The sequence below is a fragment of the Chitinophaga sp. MM2321 genome (assembly GCF_964033635.1).
In the GTDB taxonomy this organism is placed as follows: domain Bacteria; phylum Bacteroidota; class Bacteroidia; order Chitinophagales; family Chitinophagaceae; genus Chitinophaga.
The window spans coordinates 1890333-1909786 of sequence record NZ_OZ035533.1 but is presented as its reverse complement, the minus strand read 5'-3'; the positions used below and the strand labels follow the sequence as shown (position 1 = coordinate 1909786).

Annotated in this window: 12 protein-coding genes; 2 read left to right on the top strand and 10 right to left on the bottom strand. The window is 45.6% G+C overall.

The window, feature by feature from the left end:
- Positions 1 to 39: 39 nt before the first annotated feature.
- The 5 genes from ABQ275_RS07380 to ABQ275_RS07360 all read right to left on the bottom strand — a co-directional run bounded on the left by ABQ275_RS07380 (position 40) and on the right by ABQ275_RS07360 (position 8336).
- Positions 40 to 888 (bottom strand): sugar phosphate isomerase/epimerase family protein, encoded by an 849-nt coding sequence (locus ABQ275_RS07380; RefSeq protein WP_349317639.1) that lies wholly within the window; start codon positions 886 to 888, stop codon positions 40 to 42.
- Positions 889 to 923: 35 nt separating this feature from the next.
- Positions 924 to 2435: a RagB/SusD family nutrient uptake outer membrane protein gene (locus ABQ275_RS07375; protein ID WP_349317638.1), complete on the bottom strand. Its 1512-nt coding sequence runs from the start codon at positions 2433 to 2435 to the stop codon at positions 924 to 926.
- 11 nt (positions 2436 to 2446) lie between these two features.
- The gene (locus ABQ275_RS07370) at positions 2447 to 5482 is read right to left on the bottom strand and encodes a TonB-dependent receptor (RefSeq protein ID WP_349317637.1); all 3036 of its coding nucleotides are present in this window, start codon (positions 5480 to 5482) and stop codon (positions 2447 to 2449) included.
- A 188-nt stretch (positions 5483 to 5670) separates the two neighbouring features.
- Complete coding sequence (locus ABQ275_RS07365; protein WP_349317636.1) at positions 5671 to 6927, bottom strand: MFS transporter; 1257 nt, start codon at positions 6925 to 6927, stop codon at positions 5671 to 5673.
- Between the two features lie 353 nt (positions 6928 to 7280).
- Entirely contained in the window at positions 7281 to 8336 is a 1056-nt protein-coding gene (locus ABQ275_RS07360) for an AraC family transcriptional regulator (protein ID WP_349317635.1), read from the bottom strand.
- A 478-nt stretch (positions 8337 to 8814) separates the two neighbouring features.
- Here ABQ275_RS07360 and ABQ275_RS07355 point away from each other — a divergent pair, with 478 nt between their 5' ends.
- Positions 8815 to 10197: an NAD(P)/FAD-dependent oxidoreductase gene (locus ABQ275_RS07355; RefSeq protein WP_349317634.1), complete on the top strand. Its 1383-nt coding sequence runs from the start codon at positions 8815 to 8817 to the stop codon at positions 10195 to 10197.
- A gap of 119 nt (positions 10198 to 10316) precedes the next feature.
- Here the strand turns inward: ABQ275_RS07355 and ABQ275_RS07350 are convergent, their stop codons facing one another.
- From ABQ275_RS07350 to ABQ275_RS07335, 4 genes are all read right to left on the bottom strand, one after another.
- Positions 10317 to 12938: a GH116 family glycosyl hydrolase gene (locus tag ABQ275_RS07350; protein WP_349317633.1), complete on the bottom strand. Its 2622-nt coding sequence runs from the start codon at positions 12936 to 12938 to the stop codon at positions 10317 to 10319.
- A 14-nt stretch (positions 12939 to 12952) separates the two neighbouring features.
- Positions 12953 to 13807 carry a fumarylacetoacetate hydrolase family protein gene (locus ABQ275_RS07345; protein WP_349317632.1) on the bottom strand — a complete coding sequence of 285 codons (855 nt, stop codon included), beginning with the start codon at positions 13805 to 13807 and terminating at the stop codon, positions 12953 to 12955.
- Between the two features lie 25 nt (positions 13808 to 13832).
- Positions 13833 to 15017 (bottom strand): DUF6786 family protein, encoded by a 1185-nt coding sequence (locus ABQ275_RS07340; RefSeq protein WP_349317631.1) that lies wholly within the window; start codon positions 15015 to 15017, stop codon positions 13833 to 13835.
- Between the two features lie 76 nt (positions 15018 to 15093).
- A complete protein-coding gene (locus ABQ275_RS07335) occupies positions 15094 to 16677 on the bottom strand; it encodes an aldehyde dehydrogenase (NADP(+)) (RefSeq protein WP_349317630.1) in 1584 nt (527 codons plus the stop codon).
- 168 nt (positions 16678 to 16845) lie between these two features.
- Here ABQ275_RS07335 and ABQ275_RS07330 point away from each other — a divergent pair, with 168 nt between their 5' ends.
- Entirely contained in the window at positions 16846 to 17724 is an 879-nt protein-coding gene (locus ABQ275_RS07330; protein ID WP_349317629.1) for an AraC family transcriptional regulator, read from the top strand.
- A gap of 71 nt (positions 17725 to 17795) precedes the next feature.
- On the opposite strand, the gene ABQ275_RS07325 is transcribed toward ABQ275_RS07330, so the two are convergent.
- Complete coding sequence (locus tag ABQ275_RS07325) at positions 17796 to 19454, bottom strand: altronate dehydratase family protein (RefSeq protein WP_349317628.1); 1659 nt, start codon at positions 19452 to 19454, stop codon at positions 17796 to 17798.

Genomic DNA, 19454 nt, shown 5'->3' with positions numbered 1-19454 from the left:
CGGCGGTATAATAACATAACGGTAAACATTATCTGTTAATTAGTCTTTTATCAGCATATTTCCCAGCGCCTTTTCGAGGAATACCAGGCTTCTTTCTGCTTCGTCTATTTTGCCGCATTCCACACTGAGAAAGATCTCCCTGTCTACCGGCTCCATAATTTCAAATACCTTATCCCACTTCACCATCCCTTCACCGCAGGCACAACCTACAGGCGTTCCCGTTACTGCTCCCCGCTCCTGTGTACTCTGTTCCATGCTGATATCCTTTGCATGGATATGGCGCACATAATCCCTTACCTGCGTTAACCCGTCATAGGGGTCTTCCTCACCGGCGAGATAGGAATTACCCGTATCCCAGTTTACGCCTATCCATGGAGAAGGTACCAGGTGAACAATCTTCAGTAATCCTTCTGCGGTTTTTGTGTAAATACCATGCGGTTCTATACAGATATTTACCTTATGCCGGGCAGCTACCATAGCAGCTTTTGTCAGGGAGTACTTCATTGCTTCGTGCGCAAAAGCATCGTCCATCCAATCGGGTTTCACCATTTCATCCGTATTTACGAACGGGGCATCCAGTGCCGACGCAAAAATAATAGCGCGGGTTAAACGGCTCACGGCAGCTTCCGGCTTCATTAACGGACTATGCCCACTGATACTGCTAACCTTTATTCCATATTTGTCGCAGATCTCTTTCATCAACAATGTATCTTCTTCCATCGAAAATGAATGAAAATACTGCACTTCACTCAATAGTCCCCAGCCGGTATGTACCATGGGTTCTATGTACTTGTATCCCAGTTCTGACGCTATTTTTACGCCTTCTTCAAATCCTTTGTCTGCGCTGCGGCAGTACTCCATATTCAAACTGATCCTGAATTTCGCCATGATATTTATTTGTTTTTATTTGTTTTCGGTTAGTTTTAATACCCCGGATTCTGTTTTACATTGGGATTGCTGTTAACTTCACCCTGTGGGATAGGAAATAATAAATAATTGGCATCTTCACTACCTCTCACCTGTTTAATAATATCCAATGCTGTGATGGTATGTGGAATGCCTGCTGTTTTCGCATTGGCATATCTCACCAGGTCCATCCAGCGTTCACCTTCAAATGCCAGTTCCAGCCTGCGCTGCCTGTCTACCTCATTACGGAAGGATGTTTTATCCGGCACATTCGCTAATGTTAAAGCGGTCAGCCCTGCCCTTGTACGTATTTCATTCAAAGGCGCCAATGCGTTCCCAGGGCCATTCAGTTCATTTTCAGCTTCTGCATAGATGAGTTTAATATCAGCCAGTCGTAATACACTGTAGTTATCAGGATTATTAAATGGCAGGGCGCCCACATTTCTCCATTTGTAAATGAAATAGCCCAGGTCTACTGCACCGCCGCCACCCGGCAAGTTATTCGGTAATCCTACCAGGAAGCTGGTGTAATTATCGGCTACGTGTACGCCGTTGAAATTCACGGGCGCCACAAATTTGAAGCGTTTATCATTGGTACGGTCGGCCACATTTTCTATAAAATCCGGTACCGGGCGGGGAAATTTATCAAAGGAATAGGTGGCTAACGGGAACGGGAGTATTTCGTCCGGTATTACGCCACCACCTTCTAACGGGGGATTGTAGTTGATTTCGAAAACAGCTTCCGCTTTGCCCTTTGCAGGCCATAAGCTGTTAAAATCAGCAGGCAGGGAATACAGCGGACTGGCGATCACTTTCTGCGCTGCAACCGTGGCTTTATCCCACTGCCGCAGATACAGATACACTTTTGCCTGTAAAGCGTTTACGGTAGTCTTTATGGCCCGGTAGCGGTTTCTGGAAGCATCTGTCTGTGTTTCTGCAACCAGCGTTGCAGCCATATCCAGATCGCTGGTGATAAGCGCATACACGCTGTCTACAGAAGAGCGGGCCGCCTGTGCATTTTCCTGGATGGTTTGCTGATCGCCGGAAAGTACCGGTTTTGTATACAGCGGTAAGGCACCATAAAATCTTACGAGATAGAAATAAGTGAGCGCCCTTATAAACAGGGCCTCGCCCTTTATCTGATCACGGCGGGCTGCATCCATATCTGCATTGCCAACAAGATCTATGATAAAATTAGCTTTGGCAATTGCATTATATCCTTGTGTATAAGGACCATCAATATATCCGCTGGTAGGATTCCAGGTAAAATTTTCCAGCATCAGCAGTGCACTATTTACAGTAGTAGTGTTGTCGCCAGGTATTTCTGCCATGTTAATGATGCATTCCCCGAACATCTTCCCTTCCCTCAAAGCTGCGTAGGCAGAGGACAACAGTGATTCTGCATTCTCCGCGGTGCCAATGGCATTTTCAGGCAACAGGCCTGTTAACGGTTTCTGATCCAGTATCTTGCTACATCCGGACACTGTAAAAAACGCTATGGCAAAAATGAAAACGTTGATCCTTTTCATATCCAGTAATTTTAGAGTTTAACATTCAGTCCGAAAAGAAATGTACGCGCCTGCGGATAAACGAAATAGTCTACTCCGAAACCGATGGCGCCATTGGTATAACTTACTTCCGGGTCCCAACCGGAATAGTTGGTAAATGTGAGCAGGTTTTGCCCCGTGATATAAAACCGCGCACCGCCAATATGTAGTTTCTCTATAACATTGGCTGGCAGGTTATAGGCCAGGGTAAGGTTCTTGAGCCTTACATATGTTCCTTTTTCTATAAAACGGTCCGATGCCCGGGTGTTGTTATTGGGATCTCCGATCACCGCACGTGGCACATCCGTTTGATCACCTTCCTTTTTCCAGCGATGCAGTGTATTGGTGGTTGCATTGATGGCAGACTTCATCCCTTCTGTAAACTCCCTGTTGGCATTATAAATATCGTTGCCAAAGGAACCCTGGAAGAAAAAGGATAGCTCCAGTCCCTTATACCCGAAAGTATTGGTGAGTGCACCAATGAGCCGGGGATTGGGATCTCCGATAATGGCGCGGTCCTGGTCATTGATCACATTGTCACCGTTAATATTCACGAACTGTATATCACCTGGCTTGGCATTATCCTGCTTTGGTGCGGCTGTAATGGCTGCAGCGTTCTGAAAGATACCTTGTACTTTATAACCATAGAAGGCACCCAGCGGCTGTCCTTTTTGTATAATATTGTTGCCGGAAATCACCACCCTGTCTACCAGCACGCCCTTTTCATCCAGCACTTTTCCCAGGTCTGTTACTTTATTGCGGTTAATAGAAAGGTTGATGTTTGTAGTCCAGGAGAAATCTTTCTTTTCAATATTGGTGCTGTTGATTCCCAATTCAATCCCCTTATTTTCCACGGTGCCTACATTCTGAGGGGCGGTACTGATACCAACACTCACCGGTAAAGGCACTAACTGCAACAGGTTGGTAGTACGCTTGTTGTAAGCATCAAAAACGAGGGAGATCCTGTTGTCAAGAAAACCGATATCGAAACCTGCATTATACTGGGTGGTAGCCTCCCATTCCAGTTTATCATTGCCAATCTGTGTCAGCACGGTACCGGTGCTACCTGGCGTGAACAGGGTAAACCGTGCATAGGTACCCACCTGTTGGTTTCCATTAGTACCGCCACTGGCGCGTATCTTAAGATAGGGTACCGTTTTTCCCCCACCAAAGAAAGGTTCATCGGAAACAATCCATCCCAGGGAAACGGCCGGGAAATAACCAAAGCGGTTGTTCTGGCTAAATACACTGGAACCATCGGCACGCATACTGGCCTGCAGGAGATAGCGGTTTTTGTAACTGTAAATACCGCGCACGAAATAACTGATCAACCCCCATTCACTTTCTGCGCTGGTGGGTACACCAAAAACGGAGCCGGCAGTGAAATTGGTAATATCATTACTCACAAAACCGGATGAACTATTATATTGGTTAGTAGCGGTGAAATGTTGTGCAGAATAGCCCCCCAGCAATGTAAGCCGATGCTCGCCATTATCCAGTGGCCTGTAAGTAAGTGTGTTTTCCCATAGCTCAATAGGATTTACCAGGTTGAACATACCAGCGGAACCTCTCACAGCATTGTTCTGTGTAGCGGAATATTGCAGGGTAGTAAAATTCCGGGATAACTGTGTCTTAAAATCGAGTGCAAGACTTGTCCTGAATGTTAACTTTGGTACGATATCCCACTCACCATATACATTTCCGATGAACTGGTATATATTGGCGCGGTTATGTACTTCCAGCAGATTACCCACCGGGTTATCGGAATAGAGATAAGGGTTGGTACCGTATTTACCATCCGGTGTTTTCACAGGCACCAGCGGGATCTGTGAAAGTGCCCCGCCCAATACACCGCCATTCGCCAGCGCGGAGCCGGATTGTACGCTCCTGTTGTCATCACTGCGGCTGAAGTTCAGGTTTGTACCTACCCGGATCTTATCATTAATGGTCTGATCCAGGTTTACTTTAAACTGGTAACGTTTGATACCGGAATTCAGCACAATACCTTCCTGGTCAAAATAGCTGGCAGAAAGATAATACCTTGTTTTCTCCGTAGCACCACTGAAACTTAACTGATAGTTTTGCATGGGCGCTGTACGGAATATTTCATCCTGCCAGTCTGTATCGTACTTGATATCCGCCGGATTGATAACGGCAGGCAATCCTGCATTCACCAGTGCATCATTGTACATATCTGCCCACTGGGTACCATTCAGCAATGGGATCTTTTTACGTAATGACTGTGTGCCGTAATAAGTGCTGAAACTGAGCTGCCCTTTGCCTTTACCCCGTTTGGTAGTGATCACCACTACGCCATTGGAAGCCCTCACCCCATAGATAGCTGCTGCTGCACCATCTTTCAGTACATCTATAGATTCAATATCACCGGGATTAATCGTATTGAGTGGATTGAATTTTTGTTCGCCGGAGCCGATACCGTCATATGACGGTGTAACGGGCACACCGTCTATTACATACAGCGGCGTATTACCAGAACTGATAGCACTGCTGCCACGGATCTGTACATTGATACCTGACCCTGGCTGACCGGAAGGTGAAGTGATCTGTACCCCCGCCACCTGGCCCTGCAAAGCCTGCTCCACGCCTGCTACCGGTTGTTTCGCAATCACATCTCCTTTTACTGTAGCAATAGATGCGGTTACATTACGTTTTTGTTGTGTACCGTATCCCACCACCACTATCTGGTTCAGCGCCTGAACATCGAGCTGTAACTGTATATCAACGGGGTCACCTGTTGTTATTTTCTTTTCCTGTGGAAGATAACCTGTATAGGAAAAAACAAGTGTAACGCCAACGGGCACACTAAGTTGATAAGTGCCATCATTACCGCTGGTAGTACCGGTTTTCCCTCCACTGATACGAATGCTTACATTGGGCAAACCTTCTCCTGTATTGTCAGTTACCCTGCCCTTTACAATGATACCTGTTTGTGCATACATGAACAATGGTGCGCTGCACATCAGGCACAGGAAACAGGATAAAATCCGGAGCGACCTGAATATTTTCATAAATAATATTGTTGATGAAGTAATAATGTTTGTTACTGCACAGAAATTGATTGTTTTAAGGCGTTGGTTGTTATGGTGGATGAACGGGATGTTGATCATCCGTAAACACCTTATTGGCAGAGCTTTTCATAAACGTATATATCTTCTGGTTGAGAAAATGAAATGATAAAAGAGAGATAGTGCTACTATCAGGAAAGTTGTATTGTTGGCAGGCTTTGTCGTCGTTTCCGCATGTACAGGTGTAATGCACCGAATGCTACGATCAATATACCCGGCAATACCGCTACGTATCTTAAGGTATAGGCGCCTGCTATCAATTTGGACTGATCAGCCAATTGTGCAGCATCCACACCTGCTATGGCGAGTTGCTGTGTAGCCGTTTCCATCTGGCTGGCATACAGTTGCCCCATATAAGGTAGTACCAGCGCAGTGGAGAGTAATCCTACCCCACCCATCAGCGAAAGTCCTAACGGGCCGGTTTTATATAGGTTTTCTGCTACAAAACCGATCATGGTGGGCCAGAAAAAACAAATACCTGCGGCAAAAATGCCGGCGGCCACAAACGCCGTATAGCCCTGGGCGTATCCCAGCCACAGTAATCCTGTAAATGAAAGGACGGCGGATAAAAAAAGTACGCCCGTAGCGGAAATCCTTTTAAGGATAGCGCCGGCATTTGCACGACCAATGACCATGATACCATTGATGAATACCAGGAGTAAAATAGCGGGCACCCCTATATTGGAAAGCAGCTCTGCTATCCACTGGTTCGTGCCCAGTTCAGTAGCAGCAGTCAGTAACATACACAAGAGCATAAAAATGAACATCGGCCTTCCACACTCGCGTATCATTCCTTTGTTGGAAATGCCCAATGAAACACGCTCAGAGGATGGGAATGCCTGCCCAAAAAACATATAGCCGTAAACGATAGTAGGTACAATCATCAGTGCCATTTGCCATTGCCAGCCAATATGCGCCAGTGAACAGAGATAGGCCAGGATACCACCAATTACAATGCCGCCGGGAAACCAGATGTGCCAGTCATTTATTTTCCTGGCCTTGTCATTGGTATACATACTGCTTACCAGGGTATAACTGGCCGACTCTATACAACCATTGCCGATTCCTACCAATAAAGTAGATAAAAATAAAGACCAGTAACCCGTCGCTGATATCGTCAGGATAATACCTGCCAGGTGGGCCAGGAATGCTACCAGGTACATGCGCTTCAACCCTATTATATCGCAAAGTGGTCCTCCCAGGAACATTGCCAGCGTAAATCCCCAGAATGCAGCAGCGGCAACTTCTCCTATTTCTTTTGGTGATAAGGAAAACCAGGTACCCAGCGTTCCCAGTAAGCCTGCCCTGATGGAAAATGTCATAGCCGTTACTACAAGGGCAATGGAACAGGCATAAAACAAGCGTTTCTTATTAATCTCATGCTTCATATGACTACGGCATTAGGATAAAAAAAACCTCTTCTGCACATTGGAAAGCGTGCAGTGGGCAGTGGAATTAATAGTCATGTAATAATAAGTGCGCGGCTAACCGGATCCGTTTTACCCGCTATTATTACACGTTACAATAATAATTCAGTTCCGCAAACATAATGTTCATAAAAATCCAGTGAAGGAAATTATACACCCTCCTCTTCACTGAACAGTATCAAATATTATAAAAACAGGGTAACCAGATGTGCAGGATCATTCATTGAAACAATTTACAGGTGGGGGCACGATATTGCCATCCAAACAAACGGAGAACTTTTCGGGGAAAACAAATCACTCCTGCCGGGAAGATATTATGATACAGGCGGATTCTCCGGCGCCGCAGCTTTGATGTGCCGGAGACCTGACAATTTTGTTGTCCGGTATGTAGCGGGTGAGCAACCAAATTGTTTGCGGAAAACGGTAGAAAAATACTGGCTGCTGGAAAACCCACAGCTGTAACCAATCCCGCTGATATTGGTAGCAGGATGTTCTATCAGTTGAACCGCGGCAGCGGTTACCCGTACATAATTAAGGTACTGCATAGGTGTACTGTTGGCTATTTGCCGGAAGTAGTGTACAAAACGGGTCACCCCCAAACCACAATGTTCTGCCATACTTTCCAATGTCCACGGCTCATGAAAACTCTCCTGTAACTCTTTTATAAAAAGCTCTACTGTCCGGCTGCTGTTGGTAAGGGCTTCATTAAAACTAAAAGTACCCTGCCGGAATAAGTTAAGTATATGTAATAATAATTCGTTCACATAAATGGCTACCCAGGATTCATTTCCGGCGGCCCTGTCGTGCTTTATCAACTGCCCTATCTTCTGAAAACATCTCCGGATATCGGCATTCGCTTTCCATACCGGCTGTTCGTTCTGCCGTAGCATTTTCGACAGCTCTTCAATGTCTGTCTTGTTCAGCAATATCCAGGAAGGCCACTTCCATTCCTGGTGCGGATGCCGCACCCCTACGTCCAGTATCAGCCAATGCAGCCGGCCCACACCAACAAAAGGATTGCCTACCTTATGTAACTGCCAGGGACGGGTAATCGTAAATTCATCCGGTGTCATAGTATGTGTACTATCTTCCATCGCAAAAGCGGAAGTCCCTGTTTCCAGGAAAGTAATTTCTATCCCCTCATTACGATGCCAGTCCAGTCCCCATTCCTGCGTACGCTGGGCATCCCAGTAACCGATAGTATTGATACCGGAAAGCACCCCTGTATTCATCCGGTAGCCCGGATAACTTAAACGCGCCCATGCTTCCAGTTGTATTTCACCAAACCTCCAGGCGTCCAGCAAGGGCTCACAGGTATCAGAATGATAGATTTCCCCCTTTTCCCGGTAAACAGCATTATTTGCTCCCATAACGTATGAATATTTACAAAATAAGTAAGGCTATTTTCTGTCGCTGGTCTTTACTCTTCAAAACTGTTATACCGTTTTACGGAATAAAGATAACATTTCGATAAACAGACAGGAAAACAAATTGAAACCAGGGAATAAACCCAAAGTTAGCGCAACAGGGATCTGGTGTATACCCACAAATTGGGACAACTGCCCTTTTTTTCTTACCTTTGCATAATATGGGTAGTTTATCACAAATATATTCAATAAGTCAAAAACTTTATTTACACGTAAAAGGTCGAAGATCCCTCTCGAACCTTAGCTTTACCCACTTCATTATATAGTTTTAATACTATATTTCTAACTTAACTTATTGCGTGTTACACCCGGCGCATTATGCGCCACCACTGCTGATTATCTGATCAGCTAATCACATTATTTTATTCAATTATTACTATAATTCTTTATAGCTAATATTCAATTAAATTTAATAACAAATATGGATTTAAAAGTAGGTATCATTGGTGCCGGACCAAGTGGTCTGGCAATGCTGAGAGCATTCGAATCAGAAGAAAAAAAAGGCAACAAAATCCCCCAGGTTAAATGTTTTGAAAAACAAGATAACTGGGGTGGCATGTGGAACTATACCTGGCGTACAGGTGTCGGAAAATATGGCGAACCTCTGCATGGCAGTATGTATAAATACCTTTGGTCCAACGGACCCAAAGAATGTTTAGAATTTGCTGATTATACTTTTCTGGAACACTTTGGGCAACCCATATCCTCCTATCCACCAAGAGAAGTTTTATTCGATTATATACAGGGAAGAATCAAACAAAGTAATGCCCGGAAATACATCCAGTTTAATACGGTTGCCAGATGGGTAGATTACAATAACGATACTAAACAATTCAGGGTAGTTTTCGACGACTTAGTTAAAAACGAAACCTTTGAAGAAAATTTTGATTACCTGGTAGTTGGTACGGGACACTTCTCTACGCCCAACCTCCCCTATTTTAAAGGGATTGAAAACTTTCCCGGAGCAGTTATGCACGCGCATGATTTCAGGGGAGCAGACCAGTTTATTAACCAGGATATCCTTTTAATCGGTAGTAGTTATTCTGCTGAAGATATCGCTGTTCAATGTTATAAACACGGCGCTAAATCAGTGACCATTTCCTATAGAACAAATCCGATCAATTGTAAATGGCCTGATGGGATAAAAGAAGTTCCGTTAGTAACACATTTTGAAGATAGTAAGGCATACTTAAAAGATGGAAGTCATAAGGCATATGATGCGGTAATATTCTGTACAGGATATCAGCATAAATTCCCTTTCCTACCGGATTCGCTCCGCCTAAAAACAAGAAACTGTTTGTATCCGGATAGTTTATACAAGGGCGTTGTGTTTAATGAATTACCACAGTTAATTTATTTAGGCATGCAGGATCAATACTATACTTTCAATATGTTTGATACGCAAGCCTGGTTTGCCAGGGATTATATGCTGGGTAAAATTACATTGCCCGCTAAAGAAGACAGGGATGCAGATATTAAAAACTGGATGGAGGAAGAAGCAAAATCAGTCACAAGCTGTGAGCATGTAGATTTTCAGACAGCGTATTTAAGAGATCTGATCGATAGAACAGACTACCCGGATTTTAACCTGGATAAAGTAGCAGACATGTTTAAAAGCTGGCTGAAAGATAAAGAGGAGAATATATTAACCTACCGGGATAAAGTATATACTTCCGTTATTGATGATACAAATGCTGTAAAACATCATACAAAATGGATGAATGAACTGAATGATAGCCTGGAAAGATATCTCGAAGAAGATCCTATCGATGAAAAAGCATTAAGCAAAACCAATTATTATTAATCATTTACGGATTTCTTGATTTACGAATTTAGGAATTTGAAATGCAGCGGGACATATTCCAATCTTCGCTGCATTTCAAATTCCTAAATTCGTAAATCAAGAAATCCGTAAATACGACACTATGCCAGACGGCTTATCTTTCCTGCAACGATCACCTGTTTCACTTTTATATCTCCATAAGCAATATGCAATGCAGGCTTTCCCTGCCGGAGGCTAACAGTACCGAACCCGGTGGCTGTTCCTATAAAACAGGTAAAATCACCGATCCTGGAATCAATGTATAATGTATTGTCCACTGCATCATACCGGATGCCCGTCAGGCCCTGTAACAGGCCATAACTCGACATAGCGCGCGCATACCAGTGTCCGCATTCATACTCATTGAACGGGTTGCGTACGCGTCCGTCATAACGGTTACGGCATACACGTACAATATCAAGTCCTTCTTCCACTTTTCCCATCAGCATCAGGTGGGAAGCTACCTGGTATTCTATACCGGTCCATACTTCGTCACTATAAACGAAAGGCAGGGAGAGCTTGCCCCCTTTGGGCCAGGAGCAAAGTAACAATCCGCCGTCATTCCCCAGCGCAAAGCCCGGACGTTGCGGATTAGCATGATCACTGAGGTCTTTTTTCAGATTATATTGGTGCACGGCTGTAAGGTGCTGTGTTGTTTTTTTCTTATCAAGCGGATCTTCCAGTCCGCACATACCGGCTATCCAGGCACCTAATACCCCATCGGATAAACAGCCGGTTCCATACTGGTATTTCGGGCCTTCTTTCTCCAGTATTGCCAGTGATTCCTTTGATTGAGAAGAGGCGCCGCCCTTTACCGGGTCGGCCGCTACCAGGTCTTTATACCTGATCTGCTGTGTGAAATATTCACCATTGAATAATTCCTGCTCCATAAAATCCTGCCCGCGTGCATATAACTTTTCATAACCGGAAACATCTTCTTTCAGAAAATGTCCCATCTTTATAATAGCCTGCAAAGCGCCTAAATAAAAGCTGGTGCAAATACCTGTAGGCCCCCAGAATTCAATGTCATAAGTATTATGATGCGGTTCCTCTACCACTCCTTTCCCTTTCGGGTCCCAGGTATGGCTGCAATAATCCATGCTCACCTTTACCATCGGGTACATTTTCTTCAGCCAGTTGTTATCACCGCTGATCCGCCATTCGCGGTACACTTTCATGATACCGCCCAGCTGCCCGTCGGATGCAGCATGGAAGTCGTGTTTCAACGGGGAAATGGGCAGGTTGGCCCTGAATCCCTGATGACCTTCGGGGCTCTGATTTTCACAAAATTCCGTATGCCGTAAACTTCTTTCCAGTGCAGGAAAAAGATGCGGGATAGCCTGTGCATAATTCCATACATGTGTGCATGATCCGTGGCAGGACCCTTCATTATCACCACAACCTTCCCAGTTCCACATGCGGCCGTCGTATTGCCGCATAACGGTAGGCGATTTGATGATGGTAAGGTTTGCCGCCACGGCTTCCATTACTTCAGGCGGTAAAGTGCTGGCATAAAAAGCGTCGCGGAACAACGCCGTATTCTTATATAAAGTGGTATAATTCGTGGTCCAGTAATCCGCCACTTCGGCGATGTCCTTAAACCGGCTGCTGTACCAGGGTTTATGATAAGTGCCGGTATACAATGTATTTTTGTTTATTCCTAACGCTGACGAATCTACGCAGCATCCCTTTTCAGGGAGACAATCTTTCTTTTCCACGTACTCGCCTATACGAAGATTCGTGTCCGGTACATACCAGGCCATCATTACCCGGATCGTCTTTGTAGCTCCGGGTTCCAGCGTTAACGGTACAAACAGGGATGCACCCGGCGCATCGCTTTCCACGGGGTCATGCTGTTTTATTTCCCCTGCTTTAACGGTATTCCAGGCCATAGTGAGCGCATCCCACCATCCGCCGCGAAACCAGCAATGATCCACCACCGTATCGGCAGCATCTGTGTAAATGGCAAAGCTGCCCTGCAAATGCGGCTTCTCCTGCGTTCCCTGCTGTGTGAGTACAAAACCGCGCTGAATGGGTTGAATACTCCCCTGCCCTCCCTGCACCATAAAGTTGCGGGTATTAAAAGAAAATACAGCCGTTACCGTATTCGTACTGTTATTGGTGAAATGATACTCCAATGCGCCCACAGGCAAACTGGAATTATCTTCATCTGTTGGTATAAAAGGGCTCCAGCCGGAGATCCGTACTTCCAGCGGTATATCTTCATCTTTCAATATAATATCCGCAAAAGGAAAACGGGTAGTAAATGCCGCCTGTTGAAAACGGGGCAGCCCAAAAGTAGCGCCGGTAGACCCCAGACCGGTACCAGGTGGGCCAAACTTTTTCCATTCCGGCACAGGGCCTTCCAGTACTTTCACGCCTTTAGCGGCTCCCTTCACAGCAATCGCTGCAAAGATGCCCGGCTCATTAAATATTTCAGGACGATGACGTACAGACAAATGCGAAACAGCGCCTGTACCTTCCAGGCAAAACATGCCCGCGCCAATACCACCTATTGGAAACGCTACCCGGTTCAGGTACGTTCCCGTATATGGCGAATTATATATCCTGTTGCTGTCTGCACTTTTGCGTTCAGCTTCAGGCGCAGGCTGGCAGGCAGCTTCGGCTGCTGCCTGTTTGGTCATGACTGCTGGTATAACCGTCATGCCCAGCCCGCTGATAGATAATTTCTTTAAAAAAGAACGACGATCATCTGTTCTCATGCGATGTAATTAACTCAACTGTTATTTACTTTTACGGTGTTGCGCAATATGCCGATGTGATCGATTTTTATCTCTATCTGATCTTTCTCATGTAATGTAAAATTGTTCTCCGGAACCAGGCAGGTACCTGTCATTAAGAAACAGCCATTCGGAAAACTACACTCCCTGTAAAGGTATTCCACCAGTTCCGTGTGTGTGCGTTTCATCTGATTGATCAGGATACTGTCGTTGAAGAGTTCCTCTCCGTTCCGCTGGATCTTCATGGCAATGGTAGTGTCCTGCGGAATCGGATGTTCCGTTATCAGCAGGCAAGGCCCGATGGCGGCGCTTTTATCATATGATTTTGCCTGCGGCAGATACAAAGGATTTTCCCCTTCTATACTGCGTGAGCTCATGTCATTACCGATAGTATACCCTGCTATCTGCGCATATTTATTTATAAACAGCGTTAGTTCAGGTTCAGGTACATTCCAGGTAGAATCGCGGCGGATATAAATTTCCTGCTCATGCCCTACTGTGCGTTGTGGTGTGGCTTTGAAGAAAAGTTCGGGGCGTGCGGCCTCGTATACTTTATCATAAAAACTGGCGCCGCCTGCAATCTCCGATTCATCCATCCTGGCTACCTTACTACGGTAATATGTTACACCAGCTGCCCACACTTCCTGATCGCCGATGGGCGGCAATATGTGTTGTTGCACCAAAGCCGCTGCATCCTGTTGTGGTGACAACTTTGCCAGCTCCGACTTAATGTTGTTATACAAATCTTTTCTGTTCACCAGTTCATCCCATACTGCGTTGATAGTATACCAATGCTCCTGATATTCCACAAAAATTCCTTTGCTGGTCTTATAGAGTTTTAAATCATTCATAAACGTAGATTAATAAGATCGATTTTTATTTAGCAGGAAAACTGTTTGCTATCTGTTCCAGCGATAGCTGCCAGATACTTTGTGCGAGCTGGTTCATCGCCGTTTTATCTCCTTCTATATGTGCGGTTACCTGCCGGTATACGATGGATTCACCGGGTTGTAGTGCGCGCGCATCAGAAGAGGATTCCAGTTCATAGAAGGGGCCCATCTGCGTTCCATCGGCCAGGGGACCATCATTGTAGCAGTTCAGCACATCGCCTTTGTAAGGCGCCTGCTGCTGCTCCCATTTTGAATTGACATAATGCCCGGTATCTGCAATAGAGAAACTGATCAGGGTAATACTGCCGCTGTTCAGATCCACACTACCGGCTATGGGCCGGGCTACCTGCGGACTTAACCCTATTTTACCTCTTGATTTACCATCAGCTTTCAGCAGCAATACGCTATCTTTTACCTGTAGGTACTCAGGAGAAATTTTTCCGAAGTAGTCATCGGTGATATATTCCCTTGCATTCGCCAGTGGCTTGAAAGGGGCAGCAATCACTGTTTGATCGGATGGGCGGTACATGCCCAGCAGCCAGATAGATAAAAGGCCGGTGTGCTCGTTCCATGCTGCGGCGCCGCTGTTAGTGAGCGTATTCTCCGTTTCATAGGCTACGAGACTTACGCCTGGCGGCAGCGTAATACCAGCCTGTTTTTCAAAAATAGATTTATCTAATAAAGAGATCCTGCGTGTAAGGGTGATGTCGAAATTTGTTCCGGCATAGTTTTTCAGCGAGTCGCTTTTACTATAGGTAACGCTGCTGTTGGTTTTATTTACCTGCGTAAATTTTGCCGTATCCAGCAGTCCCGGTGTTTGCCAGTTGTTGAAATCAAAAGGAGCACCGGGAGGAAAGAACAGGGCATACTGACCGCCCTCAGGGCCCAGCCATATGCGTTCTTCTCCGCCAAAGGCATTAATATGCGGATTGTATTTACCAGACCTGATCAGGTCATAGTTGATCCATCCATAGCTCTTTCCCTGGCGGCCACCGGTGGTACTGGTCATTACACGCGCCTGGTAGTCGCCACTTACCAATACCTGGCTGCTGTCGTTTGCATGTTGCAGTACAACTACATCTTCCAGGTGCTCGTGCAAAAAGTCTGCATCCTGTCCGAATGTTATCGCAACCGGTGCTTTATCGGAACTGTTTTCCTTACATCCTGTCATGATAAAAAAAATTATGAAGCAACCGGTGATAAAGGGTCTTCTCATATGCAATAAAGGTTGATAGATATCTAAATCATTATAAGGAATCCTTATTAAATCCGCCATTTACCTGTCTCCATATGTTCAGGGAATTTTCATTCCGCAATGCTTCGGGCAACAAAAATTCCGGGAAGCCCTGGTAGCAAACCGGGCGTGTAAACCGGTATATAGCTGTTGATCCTACTGACGTATACTTACTATCGGTTGTAGCTGGATAAGGACCTCCATGCATCATGGCGTGTGTTACTTCCACACCGGTGGGTACGCTGTTCAGTAATAATCTCCCGGCTTTCTTCTCCAGTAAAAATATCAGTGATTTAAAATTTTCCAGATCCGCTGTAGTACCCCATACTGTAACGGTTAACTGTCCGGGCATCTTATCTGCTATTTCATACAATTCATTCGTATTGCTGGCCATTACCTGGATGGATGCGGGACCAAATACTTCTTCATACATATTTTCCTCCGATAAAAAAGCATTACCGGAAATAAGAAAGCTATGTGGTATGGCGCTATTATTTTCAGCGGTGGCTGTACCGGCGCCAATGGCCTGCATACCGGCTATCTGCCGCAATCTTTCCACGCCGCCTGTATAGGAGCGGTAGATGTTATCTGTCAGCATACGGCTACCTGCGGCGCCGTTGATGCCTTCACAGAAATCAGCCAGGAACTTTGCTGTCTCCTCCGCTTTCAATGAAACAATGATACCGGGGTTGGTACAGAACTGGCCGGTACCAGCGGTATTGGATGCCACCAATGCCTGTGCAATGGCGGTTCCTTTTTCCTGTAACATACCTGGTAAAACAAAAACAGGATTTACGCTACCCATTTCTGCGTATACCGGAACAGGTTCTGGTCGTTGCGCCGCCACATCGTAGAGGGCTTTACCGCCGTTGAAGGAGCCGGTAAAGGCCACTGCTTTTATGGCTGGATGTGTAACGAGTGCCCTGCCTGTTTCATGTGAGGTACCCTGTACCAGCGAGAAGATGCCTTCAGGCATATTTGTGGCTACGGCGGCTTTCAGGATACATTCACCTATCAGTTCTGACGTCACCGGATGACCGGGATGTGCTTTATATACTACGGGGCAACCAGCAGCCAATGCTGAAATAGTATCACCGCCGGCTACCGAAAATGCATACGGGAAATTGCTGGCGCCGAATACGGCAACGGGTCCTATGGGACGTTGCATTTGCCGGATATCAGCCTTTGGCAATGGCGCACGATCCGGTATGGCAGGATCAATGATCGCGTTCACCCAGGAGCCTTCTGTCAGGAGTGTTGCAAACATTTGGATCTGTTTGGTGGTACGATCCATTTCCCCTTCCAGGCGTTTCGCCGGCAAACCTGTTTCCTGCTGTGTAACAGCAATTACGGTGGGCAGTGCCAGTATCAATTCTGCCGCCATTGCTTCGAGGAAGGCAGCCAGTTGCTTGCCGGACAAACCGCGGCTCACATCAAATGCTTCCTGCGCCTTTTGCACGGCGGTAGCTACTTCTTCCGTTGTAGCCTCATAAAATAAAAACGGTTTCCCGTTTTCGCCCGTTACCTGGCTTTCAAATTGCTGTGTCCCTTTACCAGACCTGGAGTAACCTACCAATTGCTTACCTGTAATGATCATAATCTATTATATTAAAACCGGGCAGATCAATATTTTAGACCTGCTATACAAAGAAAAGCCTTTGTATCCCCGATAAAAGTTAACTAATTAGCACATTCTTATACTATATTGGCAATCTAAGTTGTAGATTCCATAAATATCACTAGATTCATCCCAGAATTCCACCACATGAAACCAATACTACGGAAAGTTGACACAGGTCACAATTATTCTTTCAGTGTAAAAGAGGATATCTACCCATATCTCTATAACCACTGGCATTATCATCCTGAAATAGAGCTTACGCAGATCAGGAAAGGCAGTGGCATGCGACTGGTGGGCGATAGTATGGAAAGATTTGAAGATGGTGATCTTATTTTACTCGGCGCAGATCTTCCACATATGTGGAGAAGTGATGATATCTATTTCCAGGAGATTTCAGGACTGCAGATTGAAGCCGTCGCCATCCATTTTAAAGACAACTTCTGGGGTACCGGATTCCTGGACCTGCCGGAGATGAAGAACGTGAAAGATTTGCTGGCAAAAGCCAAGCACGGCATCAAGATCCATGGAGATACCCGGGAAACGGTGATCCGTAATATGGAAGCCATCCTGAAAGCAACCCAGGCACAAAGAATAGCGCACCTGCTCAGCATGTTGGATATGATTGCTAACAGTAAGGAATACACGCTTTTATCAAGTGTGGGCTTTGCCAATTCGTATAATATTGTCAACACAGACAATATCAACCAGATCTATACTTACACTTTCAATAATTTCCAGCAGAAAATTTCCCTCAAGGAAGTAGCGGCGGCCGCTAACGTAAGCCCCAACTCCTTTTGCAGGTATTTCAAATCCAGGACCATGAAAACATACTGGCAGTTTTTGCTGGAAGTACGCATCGGTTATGCCTGCAAACTGCTCATAGAAAATAATATGTGTGTATCGCAGGTAGGCTATACCTGTGGATTCAATAACCTCTCGAATTTCAACAGGCAGTTTAAAATCCTGACAAAGAAAACACCTTTGCAGTACCTGAAAGCATATGTGCGGGCAAAGTCCGCGTAAAATATCTACATATAAAAATAGCCAAATCTTAAAAAATTAAGATTTGGCTATTTTTATATCTGGTGTTCGTTCTATAAAGAGATACCTCTTTTCCAGGGTATAAAATCATCATGGGTGCCTGCGGTGGCTTTGGCTTTAGACTCGCCACTGGCAACACTAATGATATGATTTAATATTCTTTCTCCTACCTCCACAATGGTTTCGTCTCCTGTGATGATAGTGCCCGCGTTGATATCAATGATATCATTCATTTTATTAAACAACGTTGTATTCGTAGCTACCTTTAGAACAGGCGCCACGGGGTTGCCGGTGGGTGTACCAAGACCAGTAGTAAATACTACTACTGTAGCGCCGGCGCCCACTTCTGCGGTGGTAGATTCAATATCGCTGCCAGGTGTACATAATAAGGTAAGACCGGGTTTACGTTGCTTTTCAGGATAATCCAATACATCTGTAACCGGCGAGGTACCTCCTTTCCTGGCGGCGCCGGCCGATTTTATGGCGTCCGTGATCAATCCATCGCGGACATTACCGGCAGAAGGATTGGCATCAAAGCCTGATCCAACGGCGGTTGCACGCTCAGCGTATTTTGACATCAGTTCAATAAACCTGGCTGCTGTGGCTTCGTCGATACATCTGTCACTCAGTTCCTGTTCTACACCGCATAGCTCCGGGAATTCGGAGAGGATCACCGAAGCACCCATCGCTACCAATATATCGGATGCATAGCCCAGTGCGGGATTGGCGGAGATACCTGAAAAACCATCAGACCCGCCGCATTCCAGTCCCACACAGAGTTTGCTCAGCGGGGCAGGTTTACGTGTAAGCTCATTGGCTTGCATTAACCCGGTAAATGTTTGTTTGATCGCCTGCTGTAATAACAGTGATTCATTTCCGATCTCCTGTTGTTCCAGTACATACAGCGGTTTGCTGAAGGCGGAATCGCGCTTCGCTATCTCCTGCTTTAAAAGCGCCGCCTGCGCATTCTGACAACCAAGGCTCAGCACAGTGGCTCCCGCTACATTGGGATGCGTGATATAGCCTGCCAGCAAGCCACACAAGGTAGTAGCATCATCCTTTGTGCCACCGCAACCAAGTGTATGTGTCAGCAATTTAACGCCGTCTACGTGTGGAAATAACATTTCACTGGCGCCACTTGCATCCGCTGCACTGCTGAGATCTGTTCCCAGTATATCTGCAGCAGACATACCACTTTTATATAAATTAATGACCTGTTTTACCTGGGTTTGTTGTTGTGAAACATTAAACTGGTACCCCAGTTCTTTCACAAATGCATCTTGTAATGTCTGCACATTCTGATTTTCACAAAAGACAAGCGGAATGATTAACCAGTAATTGGCAGTGCCCACTGAGCCATCAGCTCTGTGATATCCCATAAATGTTTTTTGCTGCCAGGCGCTGATATCCGGTTTGTTCCAGTCAGTATGCCGCTCACGAAGGCCATAGGTACCGGAAGCATGTTTTACATTTTTGACAGATAGTAATCCTCCTTTGGGAATATCGCTGGTGGCCTTTCCTACGAGTACGCCGTACATGATCACGTCATCTCCGGCACGCAGATCCACCTCTGCAAATTTATGTTTTGAAGGAACTTTTCCTAATAACGTATAATCGATCCCGTTATTAACCACATTTTCTCCTTCTTCCAGTGTTGTAAGTGCTACAATTGCATTATCATGCGGATGAATCTTCAGTGTTTTTACTTTCAT